Raw genomic sequence first — 17,877 nt, 5'->3', positions numbered from 1 at the left:
GCACACGCCTTGAGCGCGTATCCTCCGGGAGTTCTTCCACTGACACCTGCGCGGGTCGTCCACTTTGCAGCGGATCCTTCGGCCACCGCACCCTCACACGAGCGCACGGCAACGACCAGCGGTCTTTGGCTTCTGCAAGAGAGTACGGGACCCGGTCGCCGTCAAGCAAATCGGGCCCTGACCGGGGTGTACGACGCTCAGTGGGCCTTCTTCGCACGCGCGGGGACGACCACGGTGTCCCCGGCGGGGGGCTTCGCCACGCTCACCCGCTTGCCGTAGTCGCGGAAGGTGACGGTCAGGTCGAGTTCGCCGTGCCGGCCGAAGCCGCGGACGCGCTGGCGGCGCACGTGGTCCTGGCCGTCGATCCACACGTCCAGGGTCAGCTCGTCGACGCCCAGCTGCGCGTACGTGTCCAGGCTCCGCTTCTGTCCGGCGCGGGCGGGGCCCTCCTGGCCCTTCAGCCAGCTGCGCAGGTCGTGGACGGTGACCGTGCCCGTGTAGTGGCTGGTGCGGGCCTTGTCGACGGTCTCGGTGCCGGTACGGCGGATGTCCTCGGCGGCGGTGAGGAAGGCGGCCTCGCGGACGGGGTTCTGCGCGGCCGTGTCGCGCATTCCGCTCATGTCCATCCGCAGGCCGCCGCCAGCGCGGAAGTGGGGGGTGGTGCCGAAGTCGGCCCAGTGCTTGCCCTGGATCTTCTTGACGACGCCGTGCTCGCTCATGCTCTCGTAGAGGTGGTCGTCGACCAGGCGGAACTCGACGAGCATGCTCGCGTCGGCGCCGTCGAGGTAGCTGATCCTCACCTGGGCGGCGGCGGGCCTGGTGCCGGTCGCGGCCTCGACGGCCAGCCGCTGTCCGGGTATCCGGCCGGTGGTGCGGTAGTGCAGCGAGCTGGCGGCCTCGGTCCTGCGTACGGCCTTGTCGACGGCCGTCGCCTCCGGCCCGCCGGAGGCCTTCTCGCCGTCGGCCGCCGTCGTGCAGCCGGCCAGGCCTGCGGTGAGGAGGGCGGCCAGGGCGACGAGCGGCACGCGTATGGACGACTTCGACGACTTCGACGGCAGCGACGACAGCGGCGACTTCATGGAAAAACCCCCGAGGAACGCTCAGCCTGCGCGTGGTCGGCGCGCAGCAAGATCGCGAGCGTACCTCAGGGGTTCCCGGAGTTCCCCCGGATTCGGTTCTCCCGGAGTCAGGACATGGTGCCCGTGCCGCTGCCGGTGCTGCTGCCCGACGCGGCGCCGCCGGACTTCAGCAGGTCCCCGAAGTCCTTGGTGTCACTGGTCGGCGGCGCCACTGCCGTGACCTTCACGCCGTAGTCGCTGTAGGTGGCGGTGCTGACCATGGGGCCGTTCTTCATGTCGGCCTTCTCGATCTTCTTGACCAGGAGGTTCTGGTCGTTGATCCAGAGGTCCACGTGCTCCGTGGTGATGCCCGCCTTGGTGAGCTGCGCCTTCATGTCCGCCAGCTGGGAGGCGGTGAGGTTGTGGTTCGACCGGTCGGCGAGGTCGGCGATGTTCACCGTGCCCGCGTAGTGCGTGGTGTGCTGGCCGGCAACGGTCTCCTCGCCGGCCTTCTTCACGTCGCCGGAGGCCAGCAGCATCTTCACCGACTGGTTCGGCGAGGAGTTCTGCATCTGGTCCTTCACGTAGGCACCAGAGCCGCCGCCGAGCTTGGCGAGGTCGTCGTAGCCGTACCGGAGCCAGTGCTTGCCGCCCATGCGCTGGGCGAACTTGTCGCTCATCTTCACGTAGTAGGCGTCCGGCAGGTAGCGCGCCTCCATCGACGCGGAGCCGGCCTTGCGCATGGCCTCGCCCATCTGGCCGCCGGTGTACGTCATGGTGAGGCTGCCCTTGAGGCCGTGGCCCCAGGTGAGGGCGCCGGAGGCGTCCATCGTCATCATCGTGCCGATGGAGGTGGTGCCCTGGACCTTCGCCGAGTCGGCGTTCTGGGTGGACTTCTCGGCGGAGCGCAGGGCGGCGATGGGGTCGACGTGGATCGGGGTCCCGCCGGCGGCCTTGTCGCCCTTGTCACCCTTGCCGGAGTCGGAACCGCCGCAGGCGGCCACTCCGGTCAGCGCGGCCACCATGGCGATGGAAAGGGCCGTCCGGCGCACGGTCGTGCTCTTCATTTCTCGTCCCACCCCTAATGCGAGTCCTGTGCCTGCACGGTAACCCAGGCCTCTGACAGTCGTACGTCAAAAAGAAGGACGGGCCCCGCACCTCGAAGGTTGCAGGGCCCGCCCTTTGCTTACGCGTCCGTGACGCGGCTACCGGGTGAGCGCGGGGCTCAGACGGCGGCCGGGTCCTCCTCGACGAGGAGGTTGCGGGTGCGGTTCGGGTCGACCGGGATGCCGGGGCCCATCGTGGTGGTGATGGCGGCCTTCTTGATGTAGCGACCCTTGGCGGCGGACGGCTTCAGACGGAGGATCTCCTCCAGCGCGGCGCCGTAGTTCTCCACCAGCTTGGCGTCGTCGAAGGACGCCTTGCCGATGATGAAGTGCAGGTTCGAGTGCTTGTCGACGCGGAACTCGATCTTGCCGCCCTTGATCTCGGTCACAGCCTTGGCGGTGTCCGGGGTCACGGTGCCGGTCTTCGGGTTCGGCATCAGACCACGCGGGCCGAGGACGCGGCCGAGGCGGCCGACCTTGCCCATGAGGTCCGGGGTGGCGACGACGGCGTCGAAGTCCAGACGGCCCTTCGCCACCTCGTCGATCAGCTCGTCGGCACCGACGATGTCGGCGCCCGCGGCACGCGCGGCCTCGGCACGGTCACCGGTCGCGAAGACCAGGACCCGGGCGGTCTTACCGGTGCCGTGCGGAAGGTTCACGGTGCCACGGACCATCTGGTCGGCCTTGCGCGGGTCGACACCCAGGCGGAAGGCGACCTCGACGGTGCCGTCGAACTTGGTCGTGGAGGTCTCCTTGGCGAGACGGACGGCCTCGAGCGGGGCGTACAGCTTCTCCCGGTCGACCTTGGCGTCCGCAGCGCGGAGAGCCTTGCTGCGCTTGCTCACAACTGCTCCTGTGTGTTCTGAGAGGAGTCGTGGTGTACGGGCCGAGCAGGCCCTACCACGGTGGTTCTACGAAGGTGGGGTTCAGCCCTCGACCGTGATGCCCATGGAACGGGCGGTGCCGGCGATGATCTTCGACGCGGCGTCCAGGTCGTTGGCGTTGAGGTCGGGCATCTTGGTCTGGGCGATCTCGCGGACCTGCGCCTCGGTGATCTTGGCGACCTTGGTCTTGTGCGGCTCGCCGGAGCCCTTCTCGACACCAGCGGCCTTGAGGATCATCTTCGCGGCCGGCGGCGTCTTGGTGACGAAGGTGAAGGAACGGTCCTCGTAGACCGTGATCTCCACCGGGATCACCCAGCCACGCTGCGACTCGGTCGCGGCGTTGTACGCCTTGCAGAACTCCATGATGTTGACGCCGTGCTGACCCAGCGCGGGGCCGACCGGCGGGGCCGGGTTCGCCGCACCGGCGTTGATCTGGAGCTTGATGAGCCCCGTGACCTTCTTCTTCTTGGGAGGCATTACTCTCCGGGTCCTTTCATTCGGGTCCTATGCCCGCTTCCGGGACCACCCGGACACAGGCATACCGCACAACGATAACGGGTATGGATGCGCGGCCAAAAACCGAGCAGGTCAGACGGGCTGCGATAGCCCGCCTGACCTGTCCGGTGGCTTAAGTCGCCGAAGGCGTCAGTTCTTCTGGATCTGGTCGAAGGACAGCTCGACCGGGGTCTCGCGGCCGAAGATCTCGACCAGGCCCTTGACCTTCTTCGAGTCGGGGTTGATCTCGTTGATGGTCGCCTGGAGCGTGGCGAACGGGCCGTCCGTGACGGTGACCGAGTCGCCGACCTCGAAGTCGAGCACCTGGACCTCGACCTTGCGCTGCGGAGCGGGCTTGCCCTCGGCCTCGGCGGCCTCGCGGGCGGCCTTCTCCTCGGCCTCCGGGGCGAGCATCTTGACGATCTCGTCCAGGGTCAGCGGGTACGGGTCGTAGGCGTTGCCGACGAAGCCGGTGACGCCCGGGGTGTTGCGGACGACGCCCCAGGACTCGTTGGTCAGGTCCATGCGGACCAGGACGTAACCCGGCAGCTTGTTCTGCTTGATCGTCTTGCGGTCGCCGTTCTTGATCTGGACGACCTCTTCCTGCGGCACCTCGGCCTGGAAGATGTAGTCCTCGACGTTCAGCGAGACGGCGCGCTGCTCCAGGTTGGTCTTCACGCGGTTCTCGTAACCGGCGTAGGTGTGGATGACGTACCACTCGCCGGGGAGGGTGCGCAGTTCCTCGCGCAGGGCCTGGACCGGGTCGACCGGCGCGGCCTCCTCCTCGGCCTCGGCGACTTCCTCGACCTCGGTGGCTTCCTCGGCCTCGGTGGCTTCCTCGGCCTCGGCGACAGGGGCCTCTTCGGCGTCCTCGTCCTCAACGTGCAGAGCGGCTTCCTCGGCCGCCTCCCCCGCCTCGGCCTCGGCAGCCTCGAACTCGTCCGTCTCGTCCGCGCCCTCGACGATGTCGAGCTCGTCATCCACCGACTTTTCCGGCTCGATGGCGTCGTTCAGGTTCGGGTCAGACACGATGGCTGCTTCTTCCTGGATACATAGGGGTGGAACATGCGAAAACGGGCGCCGGTACCACGGCGCCCTTCGCTCTTGGCTCAGCCGAAGACGTACTTGGCCGCGTGGTTGAGCCCATAGTCAATCACGGTCACCAGGCCGATCATGATCGCAACGAAGAAGATCACCACGGTGGTGTACGACGTCATCTGGTTGCGCGTCGGCCAGACGACCTTGCGGAGTTCCGCGATGACCTGGCGGTAGAAGATGGCGAGGCGCTTCAGCGGGCCCTTCTTGGCGCGCTTGCCGCCCTTGCGGGCCTTCTTCTTGGACTCCTGCACCTCGTCCTGCGCATCAGGCGTGTCGATGGAGCCCACGGCGTCCGTCATTCTTCCTCACCTGATCCCGGGTCGTGGCCGTGCCGCGCCCGGTTCTGGAGCCGCACGGCGGTGCATTGCTGTACGTACATGCGCACACATCCTGGCGGTGTGTGTAGCAGGGCCGGAGGGACTTGAACCCCCAACCGCCGGTTTTGGAGACCGGTGCTCTACCAATTGAGCTACGACCCTTTGCGTGTCCCCCAACGTACCGCATCCGGCCGGATGCTCGGAGTGCACCGGTTGCGGTTGCGGCTGCTGAAGGCCAACGAGGTGAGAGTGTACGTGGTCCGCGGCCCGGCGTCGAACAGAAAGTGCCTGTCCGGAGTCGCCAGACCGAAGATCGTCCTGGCCGGGGGCCGGATTCGGATCCCTGTTCACGCCCCAACCCCTGCTGTTCGGTCTGCCGCCTTCTCAGCCGTGAACGACCGAGCAGCACGCTCGGCAGATCACACTTCGTCGCGCTCCGCGCCACTGCCGGCTGCGGCGTCGAGGTCGCATCCGCCCTGATGGGCGCGGGACCGAAGGCCAGGCCCGACACCGGAAAACCCGGTGACGCCGGCCTGCTCGGCGCCGACCACGACCGTGTCCCCGGGCGAGCGGGTTCGTGCCTTCAAGGGCTCCCGGACCGGCTACATCGGCCAACAAGTGAAACGGGCGTGCCGTGGGGGTTTCCGGTCTGAAACGATGGGCCCCATGAGCGCTGCAACCCCTCCCACCGAGCGCCGGGTCTCCGCCCGAATCGGCGCGATCTCCGAGTCCGCCACCCTCGCCGTGGACGCCAAGGCCAAGGCCCTCAAGGCCGCCGGGCGTCCGGTGATCGGCTTCGGCGCCGGAGAGCCCGACTTCCCGACCCCGGACTACATCGTCGAGGCGGCCGTCGAGGCCTGCAAGAACCCCAAGTACCACCGCTACACCCCGGCCGGCGGCCTGCCCGAGCTGAAGGCCGCGATCGCCGCGAAGACGCTGCGTGACTCCGGCTGGGAGCCCGACGTCTCCCAGATCCTGGTCACCAACGGCGGCAAGCAGGCGATCTACGAGGCGTTCGCCGCGATCCTCGACCCGGGTGACGAGATCATCGTCCCGGCTCCGTACTGGACGACGTACCCGGAGTCGATCCGCCTGGCCGGCGGTGTCCCGGTCGAGGTCGTCGCGGACGAGACGACCGGCTACCGCGTCACCGTGGAGCAGCTGGAGGCGGCGCGCACGGAGAAGACCAAGGTCGTCCTCTTCGTCTCCCCGTCCAACCCGACCGGCGCGGTGTACTCCGAGGCCGAGACCGAGGCGATCGGCCGCTGGGCCGTCGAGCACGGCCTGTGGGTCCTCACGGACGAGATCTACGAGCACCTGGTCTACGGCGACGCCAAGGCCGTCTCCCTGCCGGCGCTGCTGCCCGAGCTGCGCGAGAAGTGCATCGTGGTCAACGGTGTGGCGAAGACGTACGCCATGACCGGCTGGCGCGTGGGCTGGGTCATCGGCCCGAAGGACGTCGTCAAGGCCGCGACGAACCTCCAGTCGCACGCCACCTCGAACGTCTCCAACGTGGCCCAGGTGGCCGCCCTGGCCGCCGTCTCCGGCGACCTGGAGGCCGTGGCGAAGATGCGCGAGGCCTTCGACCGCCGCCGCAAGACGATCGTGCGGATGCTCAACGAGATCGACGGCGTGCTCTGCCCGGAGCCCGAGGGCGCGTTCTACGCGTACCCGTCGGTCAAGGCCCTGCTGGGCAAGGAGATCCGCGGCAAGCGCCCGCAGAACACGGTCGAGCTGGCCGCGCTGATCCTGGAGGAGGCCGAGGTCGCGGTCGTCCCGGGCGAGGCCTTCGGCACCCCGGGCTACCTGCGGCTGTCGTACGCACTCGGTGACGAGGACCTCGTCGAGGGCGTGAGCCGGGTGCAGAAGCTGCTGGCGGAGGCGCGGGACTGACATCCGCCGCTCTGCCGGAGGGCCACCTACCAACGTTGGCAGGTGGCCCTCTGCTTTTCGCAGGTGACCCTCGTTCGTTCGTGCGAGCAAGACCACGTTCAGGGAAACCGCTACCGGGAATTCAGGGACGTACGGCAGGATCCTGGGATGGAGCGTGTACGTGATCTCTCTGAGCTGCCGAAAGCCCATCTGCACCTGCACTTCACCGGCTCGATGCGGCCGAAGACCGTGCTGGAACTGGCCGACAAGTACGGCGTGCGCCTGCCCGAGGCGCTGGCGGACGCGCTGACCAGCGGTGAGCCGCCGAAGCTGCGGGCCACGGACGAGCGGGGCTGGTTCCGCTTCCAGCGGCTGTACGACGCGGCGCGCTCCTGCCTCAGGGAGCCGGAGGACATCCAGCGGCTGGTCCGGGAGGCCGCCGAGGAGGACCTGAGGGACGGCTCGGGCTGGCTGGAGATCCAGGTGGACCCGACGTCGTACGCGCCCCGGCTGGGCGGTCTGATCCCGGCGCTGGAGATCATCCTGGACGCGGTCGACACGACCTCCCGGGAGACCGGCCTCGGCATGCGCGTCCTGGTCGCCGCCAACCGCATGAAGCACCCCCTGGACGCGCGCACGCTGGCCCGGCTGGCGGTGCGGTACGCGGACCGGGGTGTGGTCGGCTTCGGCCTCTCCAACGACGAGCGGCGCGGCATGGCCCGGGACTTCGACCGCGCCTTCTCGATCGCCCGCGACGGCGGCCTCCTCTCGGCCCCGCACGGCGGCGAGCTGACCGGCCCGGCGTCGGTCCGGGACTGCCTGGACGACCTGCACGCCTCGCGGATCGGGCACGGGGTACGCGCGGCAGAGGACCCGCGCCTGCTCAAGCGGCTGGCCGACCGGGGCGTGACCTGCGAGGTGTGCCCGGCGTCGAACGTGGCGCTCGGCGTCTACGAGAAGCCGGAGGACGTCCCCCTGCGCACCCTCTTCGAGGCAGGCGTCCCCCTGGCCCTGGGCGCCGACGACCCCCTGCTCTTCGGCTCCCGCCTGACGGCCCAGTACGAGCTCGCCCGCCACTCCCACGCCTTCACAGACCCGGAACTCGCGGAACTGGCCCGCCAGTCGGTCCGCGCCTCTGCGGCCCCCGGGGACGTCAAGGAGCGACTGCTGACCGGCATCGACGCCTGGCTGACCCGGCCACCGGTCGGCTGAAGGCCTACGCCAGGCCGGTCAGCAGGGCTCGGGTGAGGCGGGTGGCGAAGTCGTCCAGTGGGGGGCGTTCGCCGGATTCGGTTGCCTCGTAGGCGAAGGCTCGTTGGGAGCAGGCGCCGAGGAGGAGGGAGGCGGCGGCGAAGGTGTCGGCATCGGCGCGGATCCGGCCGGCGTCGCGTTCGGCGCGCAGGTAGGCGTCCAGCGCCTCGATCGGCGCGTGCGGGCCGGAGCCGAGCCTGCGCAGCGCGTCGTCGTGCCGCCGCTTGAGCTGCTTCTCGGCGAACAGAGACGCGGCGATCGGAAAGCTCTGCTCGTAGAACAGGGCCGCCTGGCGGGCTATCTCGGTGAGGTTCTCCTCCAGCGTGCCCTGGCCCGGCTCGGCCGCGAGGCTGCTCAGCAGGGGCTTGAGCGGGGGCAGGCGCTCCATGAGCACTTGGACGAACAGGTCTTCCTTGCCGTCGAAGTACTTGTAGAGCGCCGCTTCGGAGCACCCGGCGGCCTTCGCGATCTCCTTGGTGGTGGCGCGGGCCAGTCCGACGGTGAGCATCAGCTCGTGTGCGGCATCGAGGATGCGGACGCGGGCCGGCTTCGTCTCCATGAAGGCGTCCAATCGGCTTGACGAGTGGGTGAGTGCTTACCCACTCTAGAGGAGACAGGGTGAGTAAATACTCACCCACCTCTCGGGAACAGGAAAGTCGCCATGAAGCTCACCGTTTTCGGCGCCACCGGAGGAATCGGCAAGGAGATCGCCCGCCAGGCCCTGGACGCCGGCCACGAGGTCACGGCCGTCGTCCGGGACCCAGCCCGGCTCACCGTCGTCGGCGACCGCCTGGACGTCGTCCGCGCCGACCTGAGCGACCCGGAACCGCTGCGGGCCGCCGTCCGCGGCCGGCACGCGGTGCTGTCGGGCCTCGGCGCGCGCAGCCGCAAGGACGCCGGGGTCGCCACCCGGCTGACCCGCACGGTCCTGCGTGCCATGGAGGCCGAGGACGTACGGCGGCTGCTGGTGGTCAGCGCCGCCCCGATCGGCCCGACGGCGGCGGACGACAGCCTGCTGGACCGCGCGATGAAGGGCGTGGTCTCGGCGCTCCTCAAGGGCGTCTACGACGACCTCCGCGAGATGGAGGCGGAACTGGCCCGCAGCAGCACGGACTGGACGTCCGTACGCCCGCCCCGCCTCCAGGACAAGCCGCTCACCGGCCGCTACCGCACGGTGGTCGGCGGCTTCCCGCGCAACGGCCGCTTCATCGCGCGCGCGGACGTCGCCCATGCAATGCTGTCGATGATCGACGACGAGGGGACGGTGAAGCAGGGGGTCGGGGTGGCCGACTGAGCCCCCCGGAAGCGCTGGGAGAGCGCTACAGGCTCGCGCCCACCGTCACCGGCTCGTTGACCAGGGTGACCCCGAAGGCCTCGCGGACTCCGGCGACGACCTCGCGGGCCAGGGCCAGCAGGTCCTCGGTCGTGGCGGCGCCCCGGTTGGTGAGGGCGAGCGTGTGCTTGGTGGAGATCCGGGCGGGCCCGGTGCCGTACCCCTTGGTGAAGCCGGCCTTGTCGATCAGCCAGGCCGCGGAGGTCTTCGTACGGCCCTCCCCCGCCGGGTACGCGGGCGGCTCCACGCCGTCGCCCAGCCGCTCCCGCACGCGCGCGTGGAACACGGCGAACTGCTCGTCGGTGAGGATCGGGTTCGTGAAGAACGACCCGGCCGACCAGGTGTCGTGGTCCTCCGGGTCGAGGACCATGCCCTTCCCGGCACGCAGCTTCAGCACGGTCTCGCGCGCGGCGGCCAGCGGCACCCGCTCGCCCGGCTCCACGCCGAGCGCCCGCGCCGTCTCGGCGTACCGGAGCGGCGCCGACAGCCCGTCCGCGTCCTCCAGCTCGAAGCGGACGCGCAGCACGACGTAGCGCTCGGGGTCGGCCTTGAAGCGGCTGTGGCGGTACGAGAAGGCGCACTCCTCGTTCATCAGCGTGACGGTCTCGCCCGCGCGCCGGTCGTACGCGATCACCTCGGTGATGGTGGAGGAGACCTCCTGGCCGTAGGCGCCCACGTTCTGGATCGGCGTGGCTCCCGCGGAGCCCGGGATCCCGGCCAGGCACTCGATCCCGGCGAGCCCGGCCTCGACCGTGCGGGCGACGGCGTCCGTCCACACCTCGCCGGCCGCCAGCTCCACCGTCGTCCCGCGCAGCTCGACACCGCGCGTGGCGATGCGCAGGGCGGTGCCGTCGAAGCCCTTGTCGCCGATGACCAGGTTCGACCCGCCGCCGATGACCAGCAGCGGCGTACCGCTGTCGTCGGCCTCACGGACGGCGGCGATCACCTCGGCGTCGGTCGAGGCGGTGACCAGCCGCGCCGCGGGACCGCCCAGCCGGAAGGTGGTCAGCGGGGCAAGGGGGGCGTCGTGGAGTACCTGCACGGGCCCAAGACTACGAGACGGCTCTGACAGCCCCGGCCCTGGCGCCGTCGGGGGCTGCGGGAGTGCGCCCACGCGCGCGTACGGCCCCGATCGTGAAGACGGGGCCGTACGCGCGCGTGGCGTTCGCAATGCTCGGACTCAGTCCCGAGGTCCCTCTCAGTGGCCGACGGTCGCCGCGGCCGGCTCCCCCGCCACCACGACCTGCGCCGCCGCGCGCCGTGCCGGGATCACCAGGGCCGCCACCGCCGCGAGGGCGACCGTCGCCGAGCCGACGACGAGGGCGGGCCGCAGGCCGTCCACGAAGGCCTGCGCGCTCTCGTAGCCGCCCTGCGCGGAGAAGATCGACGACATCACCGCGATACCGAGCGCTCCGCCGACCTCGCGCAGCGCGTTGTTGGCGCCGGAGGCGATGCCCTGCTCGTGCGGGAGGACGCTGGACATCACCAGGTTGGCCGCCGGGGCGAAGTACAGGGCCATGCCGACGCCGCTGATGATCAGGCCGGGAAGCTGGTTCGCGTAGGAGGCGTCCGCGGTGACCACGGCGGCCATGTAGCCGAGGCCGAGCGCCTGCAGGAAGAGCCCGGCGGCGGCGACCGGCCGGCCGCCGATGCGGTCGGAGAGGATCCCGGCGACGGGCGCGACCAGCATCGGCATGCCGGTCCACGGCAGCATCCGCAGGCCCGCCTCGGTGGGCGAGTAGCCGAGCACGCCCTGCATGTACTGGCTGAGCAGGAAGATCGAGCCGAACATCCCGAGGAACATCAGCAGGCTCGCTGCGTTGATGCCGGAGAAGGCCCGGGAGCGGAACAGCCGCATCGGCAGCATGGGGTTCTTGTTGTTGAAGCCGTGGTGGACGAAGCCGGCGAGCAGCGCGGCGCCCGCGATCAGCCCGGTCAGCACGGGGGCGCCCGTCCAGCCGTCGACGGGGCCGCGCACCAGCCCGTACACGATGCCGAAGAGGCCGCCGCTGACGAGCAGGGTGCCGGGGATGTCGAGCGGGGCGCCGGTTCCGTAGGACTCGGCCAGGCGGAGACGGGCGAGCGGCAGCAGGGCGAGGCCTATCGGAACGTTCAGCCAGAAGATCCAATGCCAGGAGACGTGCTCGGTGAGGCTGCCGCCGATGAGCGGCCCGGAGGCGACCGCGAGCCCGTTGACGGCGCCCCAGATGCCGTACGCCGTCCCGCGCTTGGCCGCGGGCACGGCCGCCGTCAGCAGGGTGAGCGTGAGCGGCATCATCACGGCCGCGCCGACGCCCTGGACCGCGCGGGCGGCAATGAGGGAGCCGATGCCGGGTGCCATGGCCGCGGCGGCGGAGGCACCGGTGAAGACGGCGAGCCCGGCGAGGAAGAGCCGCCGGCGCCCGAAGCGGTCACCGAGGGCCGCGCCGAACATCAGCAGGACGGCGAAGGTGAGCGTGTAGGCGCTCACGGTCCACTCCAGGTCGTCCAGCGCGCCGCCGAGGTCCTTGCGGATGGAGGGCAGGGCGGTGGTGACGACGAGATTGTCGAGGGCCGCCATGAATCCGGCGACGCTGGTGATGACGAGGGCCCAGACCGCTCCCCCGCGCATGGTTGTCTGCTCTGACATCTCTTCTGACATCTCTCCCCCAGAGAGCGATCACTGCCGTTGATTAGTTATTGCTGACTAACTTTGACGCCCATGAAAGAGGCGGGACACCGCCTCCGACCGTGCTACTTCTCCAGCCGCCCGGTGACCCGGGCCGACGGGTACATCTCCTGCCAGACCCGGTGCTCGGGCGGAAACCCCATGGCCGTGAGGGTGTTGATGAGCATGCCGTACGCCAGGAAAGTCGTGGTCTCGCCGTCATCCGCCCCCAGCGGCAGATGCACGGTCTCCCAGAGCCGCATCCAGGAGGACCGCACGACCTCGCCGAACTCGTGGTCGCCTTCCGCCTCGGCCGCCGCCACCGTGACGTACGTCTGCATCTGCATCTGGAGCCTCTCGGGATGCTCCGTGATCAGCCGGACGTACGCGTTCGCCATGGCGTGCAGGGCCTCTTCGCCCTCCAGCCCCTCGGCCGCCTCCTCGAAGACCCGGCAGGTGTCCTCCACACACCGGAGCGAGGCGGCGGCGAAGATCGCCTTCTTGCCCGCGAAGAGCCGGAAGAGGTACGGCTGCGACACCCCGACCCGCTTGGCGATCGCCTCGGTGGAGGTGCCGTAGTACCCCTTCTGCGCGAACTCCGTGATCGCCGCACGGATGACGCTCTCGCGCCGCTCTTCTGCGCTCATCCTGACCATGGGCAGTAAGTTAGTGCTCAATCACTAACTTGGCAAGGGGGCTTCTGAGCGACCTGAGCGCCCTGGACGCGAGCACCCTGAACGCCACGGCCGCGGACATGCGTAAGGGGCGCCCGCAATGGCGAACGCCCCTTACCGGGATCTGCCGTCAGGCCGGCCACCCGGATCTGCCGTCAGGCCAGCCGTACGACCGCCCGGGACATGCCCAGCACCTTCTGGCCGGCGCTGGTCGCGATCAGGTCCACGCGCACCGTGCTGTCGTCGAGCTTGGCGGCGACCTTGGCGCTGACCTCGATCAGGGCACCGTCGTCGTCGTTCGGGACCACGACCGGCTTGGTGAAGCGGACGCCGTACTCGACGACCGCGCCCGGGTCGCCGGTCCAGTCGGTGACCACGCGGATCGCCTCGGCCATGGTGAACATGCCGTGCGCGATGACGTCCGGCAGGCCCACCTCCTTGGCGAACTTCTCGTTCCAGTGGATCGGGTTGAAGTCCCCGGAGGCGCCCGCGTACCGCACCAGGGTGGCGCGGGTCACAGGGAAGGTCTGCGCCGGCAGTTCGGTGCCGACCTCGACGTCGTCATACGCGATCTTCACCGTCATCGGTTCCTCACGCCTCCTCTGCCGCGCGCGCGACCAGCTTGGTCCAGGCGGTCACGACGAGCTCGCCCGCCTCGTCGTGCACGTCACCCCGGATGTCCAGGATGTCGTTGCCCGCGAGGGACTTGATCGCCTCGATGGTGGAGGTGACCGTGAGCCGGTCGCCGGCGCGCACCGGGCGGCTGTAGGCGAACTTCTGGTCGCCGTGCACCACGCGGCTGTAGTCCAGGCCGAGCTGCGGGTCCTGGACGACCTGTCCGGCGGCACGGAAGGTGATGGAGAACACGAAGGTCGGCGGGGCGATCACATCGGCGTGACCGAATTCCTTGGCGGCTTCCGGGTCCGTGTACACCGGGTTGGTCTCGCCCACCGCCTCGGCGAACTCGCGGATCTTCTCCCGGCCCACCTCGTAGGGCGCGGTGGGCGGATAGGTCCGCCCCACGAAGGACTGGTCGAGCGCCATGGCCCGGAACCTCCTGGTCTCGCAGCGTGTGAAACGACATGAGGCCGCCCCCCAGACTGCGGGGGCGGCCTCATGTACGAGCCTGATTTATCGCGTTTCGCGGTGCGCGGTGTGCGCATTGCAACGCGGGCAGTGCTTCTTCATCTCAAGGCGATCCGGGTTGTTACGCCGGTTCTTCTTGGTGATGTAGTTCCGCTCCTTGCACTCCACGCAGGCCAGCGTGATCTTCGGGCGGACGTCGGTGGCAGCCACGTGAGTGCTCCTAAGACGAACGGATGGTCTAACAACGCAAGAAAGAGTAGCCGATCGAAGGACCGACCCCACAATCGGCTACTGTCAGTAGCGGTGACCGGACTTGAACCGGTGACACAGCGATTATGAGCCGCTTGCTCTACCGACTGAGCTACACCGCTTTGATGAGATCGGATCCCGCCTTACGGCGGGAACCTCTCACACCAGAGCCCCAAAACGGAATCGAACCGTTGACCTTCTCCTTACCATGGAGACGCTCTGCCGACTGAGCTATTGGGGCGAGCGATGAAGACATTACACGGTCCGCAGCCGTTCACCCAAATCCGTATCCCGGCACCCGGGACGGCCCCCTTCCCGGGCCTGTTCCCGGGCCTCCCGACGGCCTCGTGGGCCCCCTGGAACCCAGGTCTGCCGCAGGTCGCGTGAGGCGGCGTCAGAGGCTGCGTCAGGACGAACCGTGCGAGCCACGCGCGCGGGCGACACGCGTACCACCCAGGGCGGACCACACCGGTACGACTATTGCGCTCCTGCGCGCTCTGCGTGGCTCGCCACCCTAGGCTCGACTCACTCTGCGTGATCTTGGGCGCCTCACGGCCCCCCTACCCCAGGAGCGCGATGCCCGACAGCCAGCCGCAGCCGCACCCGCCGTCGAACTCGTCGGGGTCCTCGGGGCAGCCCGACCCGGGCGCGCTCCTGCTGTGCGGGGCGCGGCTCACGGACGGCCGGACCGTGGACGTACGGCTGGGCGGCGGGCGCATCGAGGCGGTCGGCACGGCCGGCAGCCTGGCGCCGGGCCTGCCACGGGGGCTCGCGCCGAGTTCCGCCCGTACGGCTACAGGTGCCACGCGCCTCGACCTGAGCGGCTACCTGCTCCTCCCGGCCCCGGCGGAACCGCACGCCCACGGCGACACCGCGCTGTCCGCCGAGCGCCCCGGGCCGGTGTCGTACGCCCCCGAGGACGTCCAGCGCCGGGTCACGGAGGCGGCCCTGCTCCAGCTCGGGCACGGGGCGACGGCGGTACGCGCGCACGTACGCGTGGGCGACGTCCAGGGCCTCGGCGCGCTCGGCGCCGTCCTGCGGGCCCGCCGCTCGCTGCGCGGGCTCACGGAGCTGGCCACGGTGGCCATGCCGCGCCTGCTGACCGGGGCGGCCGGGGCCGACGGGCTGGCGATGCTGCGGGACGCGGTGAAGATGGGCGCCTCGGTGGTGGGTGGCTGCCCGGACCTGGACCCTGACCCCACAGGCTATGTGGAGGCGGTCCTGGAGGTGGCCTCCGAGCAGGGGTGCCCGGTGGACCTGCACACGGATGCCACCGACCCGGCCCGGTTGTCCCGGCTCGCGGCGCTGGCCGGGGGCCTGCGCCCCGGCGTGACGATCGGTCCGTGCGCCGGTCTCGCCCGCCTTCCCGCCGAGGCCGCCTCGCGGCTCGCGGACCAGCTCGCAGCCGCCGGCGTGACGGTCGTCTGCCTGCCCCAGGGCGGCTGCGGCGCCGCCGACCGGCGCGGCATGCCCCCGGTACGGCTGCTGCGTGCGGCCGGGGTGCGGGTGGCGGCGGGCAGCGGCGCCCTGCGGGACGTCTCGAACCCCGTCGGCCGCGGCGACCCCCTGGAGGCGGCCTACCGCCTCGCCGCCGGTCACGTCCTGCGGCCGGAGGACGCGTACGACGCGGTGAGTGCCTCGGCCCGTGCGGTCCTGGGCCTGCCCGAGGTCCGCGTGGAGGCGGGCTTCCCCGCCGAACTCCTGGCCGTACGCGGCAACCATCTGGCGGGCGCGCTCTCCCTCGCCTACAGCCGCATCGTGGTCCACCGGGGCCGCGTGGTGGCCCGCACGAGCGCGGTCCGCGAGTACTGCAACACGGCGGTGACAGCGGAGCTGGGGCTGCCGCGACAGGGGCGAGGGGAGCTGTCGTGAGCCGGAGGGCGTGAGCGGGGGCGTATCGGCGCGTCCGGGCTGAACGCGCGCCGGGCGCACGCTCCCGCGGCACACGCTCCGGAAGGGCATCGCACACCCCCCGCAACCCCGCTGAACTCATGCGGCGGACGGGGCCTCCCGGGCGTACGGTCGAAAGCATGCGCATTGTCATCGCTGGTGGTCATGGTCAGATCGCGCTGCGGCTGGAGCGGCTGCTCTCCGCGCGCGGGGACGAGGTCGCGGGGATCATCCGAAAGCCCGAACAGGGCGACGATCTGCGCGCGGCCGGCGCCGAACCGGTCTTCCTCGACCTGGAGTCCGCCTCGGTGGAGCAGGTCGCGGCCCACCTGCAGGGCGCCGACGCGGCGGTCTTCGCGGCCGGAGCGGGCCCAGGGAGCGGTACGGCCCGCAAGGACACGGTGGACAGGGGCGCGGCGGTGCTCTTCGCGGACGCGGCCGTCCGCGCGCGCGTACGCCGTTTCGTCGTGGTCTCCTCGATGGGCGCGGACCCCGCACACAAGGGCGACGACGTCTTCGACGTGTACCTGCGTGCCAAAGGCGAGGCCGACGCGTACATCACCCGCCAGGACGGCCTGGACTGGACGATCCTGCGGCCCGGCTCGCTGACGGACGACGCGGGCACCGGTCATGTCCGTCTGGAGGCAGACACCGGGCGCGGCATGGTCCCGCGGGACGACGTGGCGGCCGTGCTGGCGGAGCTGGTGGACACGCCGGCGACGGCGGGCCTGACGCTGGAGCTGATCAGCGGGTCGACGCCGGTGTCGGTCGCCGTGAAGTCGATCGCGGGAAACTGACGCGGTCAGAAGAGTGGGAGCTGCCCGGGGAAGTCCGGTACGGCGTAGCCGTCCAACGACGGCTGGACGGCCCCGAGTTGTGCCTGCCGTCGCGATCCGGAGCACGAGACGAGATCCCCGCTCTCCCGCGCCCCGGGCGGGTCGTGCCGGGCGAAACGCCCGGCGACAACGGCGATTTCACGACGGCACACCGGACAGGTTCTGCGACGGGAGGACATTCCGCCAGTGCGCCCCGCTCCGAACAGGGTCAACACGAAGAGACCCCCTCCGTGCTGCGTTTCCGCAGTCGGAGGGGGTCTTCCCCAGTGTGGCGGCGCCAGGATTCGAACCTGGGAAGGCTGAGCCGGCAGATTTACAGTCTGCTCCCTTTGGCCGCTCGGGCACACCGCCGGGGTTGCTGCCGTTCGAACCGCTTTTCGGCGGCGCTCCCTGGCAACGACGTAAACAATACCCGATGCCGAGGGATGCTTCGCCACCCCATTGATCTGCGCCCCTTCGGTCGTGGGGTGGCTAGGCTGGTGCGGATGCGGCCCGGCTTGATGCCTGGCTCGGCGGCAGCCGCCTCGCACGCCCGCCGCACCCGATACGCACCCGGATACAAGGAGCCACAGGACATGGCCGACTCCAGTTTCGACATCGTCTCGAAGGTCGAGCGGCAGGAGGTCGACAACGCCCTCAACCAGGCCGCCAAGGAGATCTCGCAGCGCTACGACTTCAAGGGCGTGGGTGCCTCGATCTCGTGGTCCGGGGACAAGATCCTCATGGAGGCGAACTCCGAGGACCGGGTGAACGCGGTCCTCGACGTCTTCCAGTCCAAGCTGATCAAGCGCGGCATCTCGCTGAAGGCGCTGGACGCGGGCGAGCCCCAGCTCTCCGGCAAGGAGTACAAGATCTTCGCGTCGATCCAGGAGGGCATCTCCCAGGACAACGCGAAGAAGGTGGCGAAGATCATCCGCGATGAGGGCCCCAAGGGCGTGAAGGCCCAGGTCCAGGGTGAGGAGCTGCGCGTCACTTCCAAGAGCCGCGACGACCTGCAGGCCGTCATCGCCCTGCTCAAGGGCAAGGACTTCGACTTCGCGCTGCAGTTCGTGAACTACCGGTAGGTCGCACGAACGACCCG

General features: G+C 70.0%; 20 protein-coding genes and 4 tRNA genes. 6 read left to right on the top strand and 18 right to left on the bottom strand.

Annotated elements, in window-relative coordinates:
- Positions 1 to 197: 197 nt before the first annotated feature.
- The 7 genes from ACWD35_RS21835 to ACWD35_RS21805 all read right to left on the bottom strand — a co-directional run bounded on the left by ACWD35_RS21835 (position 198) and on the right by ACWD35_RS21805 (position 5,120).
- Positions 198 to 1,079 (bottom strand): hypothetical protein, encoded by an 882-nt coding sequence (locus ACWD35_RS21835; protein WP_451352951.1) that lies wholly within the window; start codon positions 1,077 to 1,079, stop codon positions 198 to 200.
- A 107-nt stretch (positions 1,080 to 1,186) separates the two neighbouring features.
- Positions 1,187 to 2,125, bottom strand: a complete 939-nt coding sequence (locus ACWD35_RS21830; RefSeq protein WP_451352950.1) for a hypothetical protein — start codon at positions 2,123 to 2,125, stop codon at positions 1,187 to 1,189.
- A gap of 158 nt (positions 2,126 to 2,283) precedes the next feature.
- On the bottom strand, positions 2,284 to 3,009 hold the full coding sequence (rplA, locus tag ACWD35_RS21825) for a 50S ribosomal protein L1 (protein WP_023547414.1): 726 nt from the start codon (positions 3,007 to 3,009) through the stop codon (positions 2,284 to 2,286).
- Between the two features lie 81 nt (positions 3,010 to 3,090).
- Positions 3,091 to 3,525 (bottom strand): 50S ribosomal protein L11, encoded by a 435-nt coding sequence (gene rplK / locus ACWD35_RS21820; RefSeq protein WP_031167035.1) that lies wholly within the window; start codon positions 3,523 to 3,525, stop codon positions 3,091 to 3,093.
- Between the two features lie 168 nt (positions 3,526 to 3,693).
- Positions 3,694 to 4,572: a transcription termination/antitermination protein NusG gene (gene nusG / locus ACWD35_RS21815; RefSeq protein ID WP_451352949.1), complete on the bottom strand. Its 879-nt coding sequence runs from the start codon at positions 4,570 to 4,572 to the stop codon at positions 3,694 to 3,696.
- 80 nt (positions 4,573 to 4,652) lie between these two features.
- Positions 4,653 to 4,940, bottom strand: coding sequence for a preprotein translocase subunit SecE (secE, locus tag ACWD35_RS21810; protein ID WP_451352948.1), 288 nt, complete (start codon positions 4,938 to 4,940; stop codon positions 4,653 to 4,655).
- Between the two features lie 107 nt (positions 4,941 to 5,047).
- Positions 5,048 to 5,120: transfer RNA gene (locus ACWD35_RS21805), tRNA-Trp, on the bottom strand.
- A gap of 504 nt (positions 5,121 to 5,624) precedes the next feature.
- Between ACWD35_RS21805 and ACWD35_RS21800 the strand changes: the two genes are divergently transcribed.
- Together ACWD35_RS21800 and ACWD35_RS21795 are read left to right on the top strand one after the other, a co-directional pair.
- Entirely contained in the window at positions 5,625 to 6,851 is a 1,227-nt protein-coding gene (locus ACWD35_RS21800) for a pyridoxal phosphate-dependent aminotransferase (protein WP_451352947.1), read from the top strand.
- 147 nt (positions 6,852 to 6,998) lie between these two features.
- On the top strand, positions 6,999 to 8,042 hold the full coding sequence (locus ACWD35_RS21795; RefSeq protein ID WP_451352946.1) for an adenosine deaminase: 1,044 nt from the start codon (positions 6,999 to 7,001) through the stop codon (positions 8,040 to 8,042).
- Positions 8,043 to 8,046: 4 nt separating this feature from the next.
- Here ACWD35_RS21795 and ACWD35_RS21790 read toward each other — a convergent pair whose 3' ends face one another.
- The gene (locus ACWD35_RS21790) at positions 8,047 to 8,640 is read right to left on the bottom strand and encodes a TetR/AcrR family transcriptional regulator (protein ID WP_451352945.1); all 594 of its coding nucleotides are present in this window, start codon (positions 8,638 to 8,640) and stop codon (positions 8,047 to 8,049) included.
- 102 nt (positions 8,641 to 8,742) lie between these two features.
- Here ACWD35_RS21790 and ACWD35_RS21785 point away from each other — a divergent pair, with 102 nt between their 5' ends.
- Positions 8,743 to 9,375: an NAD(P)-dependent oxidoreductase gene (locus tag ACWD35_RS21785; protein ID WP_451352944.1), complete on the top strand. Its 633-nt coding sequence runs from the start codon at positions 8,743 to 8,745 to the stop codon at positions 9,373 to 9,375.
- A 25-nt stretch (positions 9,376 to 9,400) separates the two neighbouring features.
- Here the strand turns inward: ACWD35_RS21785 and ACWD35_RS21780 are convergent, their stop codons facing one another.
- The 8 genes from ACWD35_RS21780 to ACWD35_RS21745 all read right to left on the bottom strand — a co-directional run bounded on the left by ACWD35_RS21780 (position 9,401) and on the right by ACWD35_RS21745 (position 14,311).
- On the bottom strand, positions 9,401 to 10,456 hold the full coding sequence (locus ACWD35_RS21780) for a UDP-N-acetylmuramate dehydrogenase (RefSeq protein ID WP_451352943.1): 1,056 nt from the start codon (positions 10,454 to 10,456) through the stop codon (positions 9,401 to 9,403).
- 156 nt (positions 10,457 to 10,612) lie between these two features.
- Positions 10,613 to 12,043 carry a DHA2 family efflux MFS transporter permease subunit gene (locus tag ACWD35_RS21775; protein ID WP_451352942.1) on the bottom strand — a complete coding sequence of 477 codons (1,431 nt, stop codon included), beginning with the start codon at positions 12,041 to 12,043 and terminating at the stop codon, positions 10,613 to 10,615.
- A 104-nt stretch (positions 12,044 to 12,147) separates the two neighbouring features.
- Complete coding sequence (locus ACWD35_RS21770; RefSeq protein ID WP_451352941.1) at positions 12,148 to 12,717, bottom strand: TetR/AcrR family transcriptional regulator; 570 nt, start codon at positions 12,715 to 12,717, stop codon at positions 12,148 to 12,150.
- 173 nt (positions 12,718 to 12,890) lie between these two features.
- Positions 12,891 to 13,319 carry a MaoC family dehydratase gene (locus ACWD35_RS21765; RefSeq protein WP_451352940.1) on the bottom strand — a complete coding sequence of 143 codons (429 nt, stop codon included), beginning with the start codon at positions 13,317 to 13,319 and terminating at the stop codon, positions 12,891 to 12,893.
- 7 nt (positions 13,320 to 13,326) lie between these two features.
- Positions 13,327 to 13,779 carry an FAS1-like dehydratase domain-containing protein gene (locus tag ACWD35_RS21760; RefSeq protein WP_451352939.1) on the bottom strand — a complete coding sequence of 151 codons (453 nt, stop codon included), beginning with the start codon at positions 13,777 to 13,779 and terminating at the stop codon, positions 13,327 to 13,329.
- An 87-nt stretch (positions 13,780 to 13,866) separates the two neighbouring features.
- The gene (rpmG, locus tag ACWD35_RS21755) at positions 13,867 to 14,031 is read right to left on the bottom strand and encodes a 50S ribosomal protein L33 (RefSeq protein WP_003948671.1); all 165 of its coding nucleotides are present in this window, start codon (positions 14,029 to 14,031) and stop codon (positions 13,867 to 13,869) included.
- A gap of 88 nt (positions 14,032 to 14,119) precedes the next feature.
- A tRNA-Met gene (locus tag ACWD35_RS21750) sits at positions 14,120 to 14,192 on the bottom strand.
- A 46-nt stretch (positions 14,193 to 14,238) separates the two neighbouring features.
- Positions 14,239 to 14,311, bottom strand: a tRNA-Thr gene (locus ACWD35_RS21745).
- A gap of 335 nt (positions 14,312 to 14,646) precedes the next feature.
- On the opposite strand from ACWD35_RS21745, the gene ACWD35_RS21740 reads away from it, so the two are divergent.
- Complete coding sequence (locus ACWD35_RS21740) at positions 14,647 to 15,942, top strand: amidohydrolase family protein (protein WP_451352938.1); 1,296 nt, start codon at positions 14,647 to 14,649, stop codon at positions 15,940 to 15,942.
- Positions 15,943 to 16,100: 158 nt separating this feature from the next.
- Positions 16,101 to 16,757 carry an NAD(P)H-binding protein gene (locus ACWD35_RS21735; RefSeq protein ID WP_451352937.1) on the top strand — a complete coding sequence of 219 codons (657 nt, stop codon included), beginning with the start codon at positions 16,101 to 16,103 and terminating at the stop codon, positions 16,755 to 16,757.
- 5 nt (positions 16,758 to 16,762) lie between these two features.
- Here the strand turns inward: ACWD35_RS21735 and ACWD35_RS21730 are convergent, their stop codons facing one another.
- Both ACWD35_RS21730 and ACWD35_RS21725 read right to left on the bottom strand, forming a co-directional pair.
- The gene (locus ACWD35_RS21730) at positions 16,763 to 16,975 is read right to left on the bottom strand and encodes a hypothetical protein (RefSeq protein WP_451352936.1); all 213 of its coding nucleotides are present in this window, start codon (positions 16,973 to 16,975) and stop codon (positions 16,763 to 16,765) included.
- Between the two features lie 90 nt (positions 16,976 to 17,065).
- Positions 17,066 to 17,147: transfer RNA gene (locus ACWD35_RS21725), tRNA-Tyr, on the bottom strand.
- A 224-nt stretch (positions 17,148 to 17,371) separates the two neighbouring features.
- Here ACWD35_RS21725 and ACWD35_RS21720 point away from each other — a divergent pair.
- Complete coding sequence (locus ACWD35_RS21720) at positions 17,372 to 17,860, top strand: YajQ family cyclic di-GMP-binding protein (RefSeq protein WP_451352935.1); 489 nt, start codon at positions 17,372 to 17,374, stop codon at positions 17,858 to 17,860.
- Positions 17,861 to 17,877: the final 17 nt, after the last annotated feature.

It is taken from the genome of Streptomyces sp. NPDC002671, from assembly GCF_053592475.1.
This window is presented reverse-complemented; position numbering and strand designations above follow the sequence as displayed.

Excerpts from the sequence above, each read along its gene's own strand:
- ACWD35_RS21835 (WP_451352951.1), bottom strand. The coding sequence starts at position 1,079 with ATGAAGTCGCCGCTGTCGTCGCTGCCGTCGAAGTCGTCGAAGTCGTCC.
- ACWD35_RS21830 (WP_451352950.1), bottom strand. The coding sequence starts at position 2,125 with ATGAAGAGCACGACCGTGCGCCGGACGGCCCTTTCCATCGCCATGGTG.
- rplK (WP_031167035.1), bottom strand. The coding sequence starts at position 3,525 with ATGCCTCCCAAGAAGAAGAAGGTCACGGGGCTCATCAAGCTCCAGATC.
- secE (WP_451352948.1), bottom strand. The coding sequence starts at position 4,940 with ATGACGGACGCCGTGGGCTCCATCGACACGCCTGATGCGCAGGACGAG.
- ACWD35_RS21800 (WP_451352947.1), top strand. The coding sequence starts at position 5,625 with ATGAGCGCTGCAACCCCTCCCACCGAGCGCCGGGTCTCCGCCCGAATC.
- ACWD35_RS21795 (WP_451352946.1), top strand. The coding sequence starts at position 6,999 with ATGGAGCGTGTACGTGATCTCTCTGAGCTGCCGAAAGCCCATCTGCAC.
- ACWD35_RS21790 (WP_451352945.1), bottom strand. The coding sequence starts at position 8,640 with ATGGAGACGAAGCCGGCCCGCGTCCGCATCCTCGATGCCGCACACGAG.
- ACWD35_RS21785 (WP_451352944.1), top strand. The coding sequence starts at position 8,743 with ATGAAGCTCACCGTTTTCGGCGCCACCGGAGGAATCGGCAAGGAGATC.
- ACWD35_RS21775 (WP_451352942.1), bottom strand. The coding sequence starts at position 12,043 with ATGTCAGAGCAGACAACCATGCGCGGGGGAGCGGTCTGGGCCCTCGTC.
- ACWD35_RS21770 (WP_451352941.1), bottom strand. The coding sequence starts at position 12,717 with ATGGTCAGGATGAGCGCAGAAGAGCGGCGCGAGAGCGTCATCCGTGCG.
- ACWD35_RS21765 (WP_451352940.1), bottom strand. The coding sequence starts at position 13,319 with ATGACGGTGAAGATCGCGTATGACGACGTCGAGGTCGGCACCGAACTG.
- ACWD35_RS21760 (WP_451352939.1), bottom strand. The coding sequence starts at position 13,779 with ATGGCGCTCGACCAGTCCTTCGTGGGGCGGACCTATCCGCCCACCGCG.
- ACWD35_RS21740 (WP_451352938.1), top strand. The coding sequence starts at position 14,647 with ATGCCCGACAGCCAGCCGCAGCCGCACCCGCCGTCGAACTCGTCGGGG.
- ACWD35_RS21735 (WP_451352937.1), top strand. The coding sequence starts at position 16,101 with ATGCGCATTGTCATCGCTGGTGGTCATGGTCAGATCGCGCTGCGGCTG.
- ACWD35_RS21730 (WP_451352936.1), bottom strand. The coding sequence starts at position 16,975 with ATGTCCTCCCGTCGCAGAACCTGTCCGGTGTGCCGTCGTGAAATCGCC.
- ACWD35_RS21720 (WP_451352935.1), top strand. The coding sequence starts at position 17,372 with ATGGCCGACTCCAGTTTCGACATCGTCTCGAAGGTCGAGCGGCAGGAG.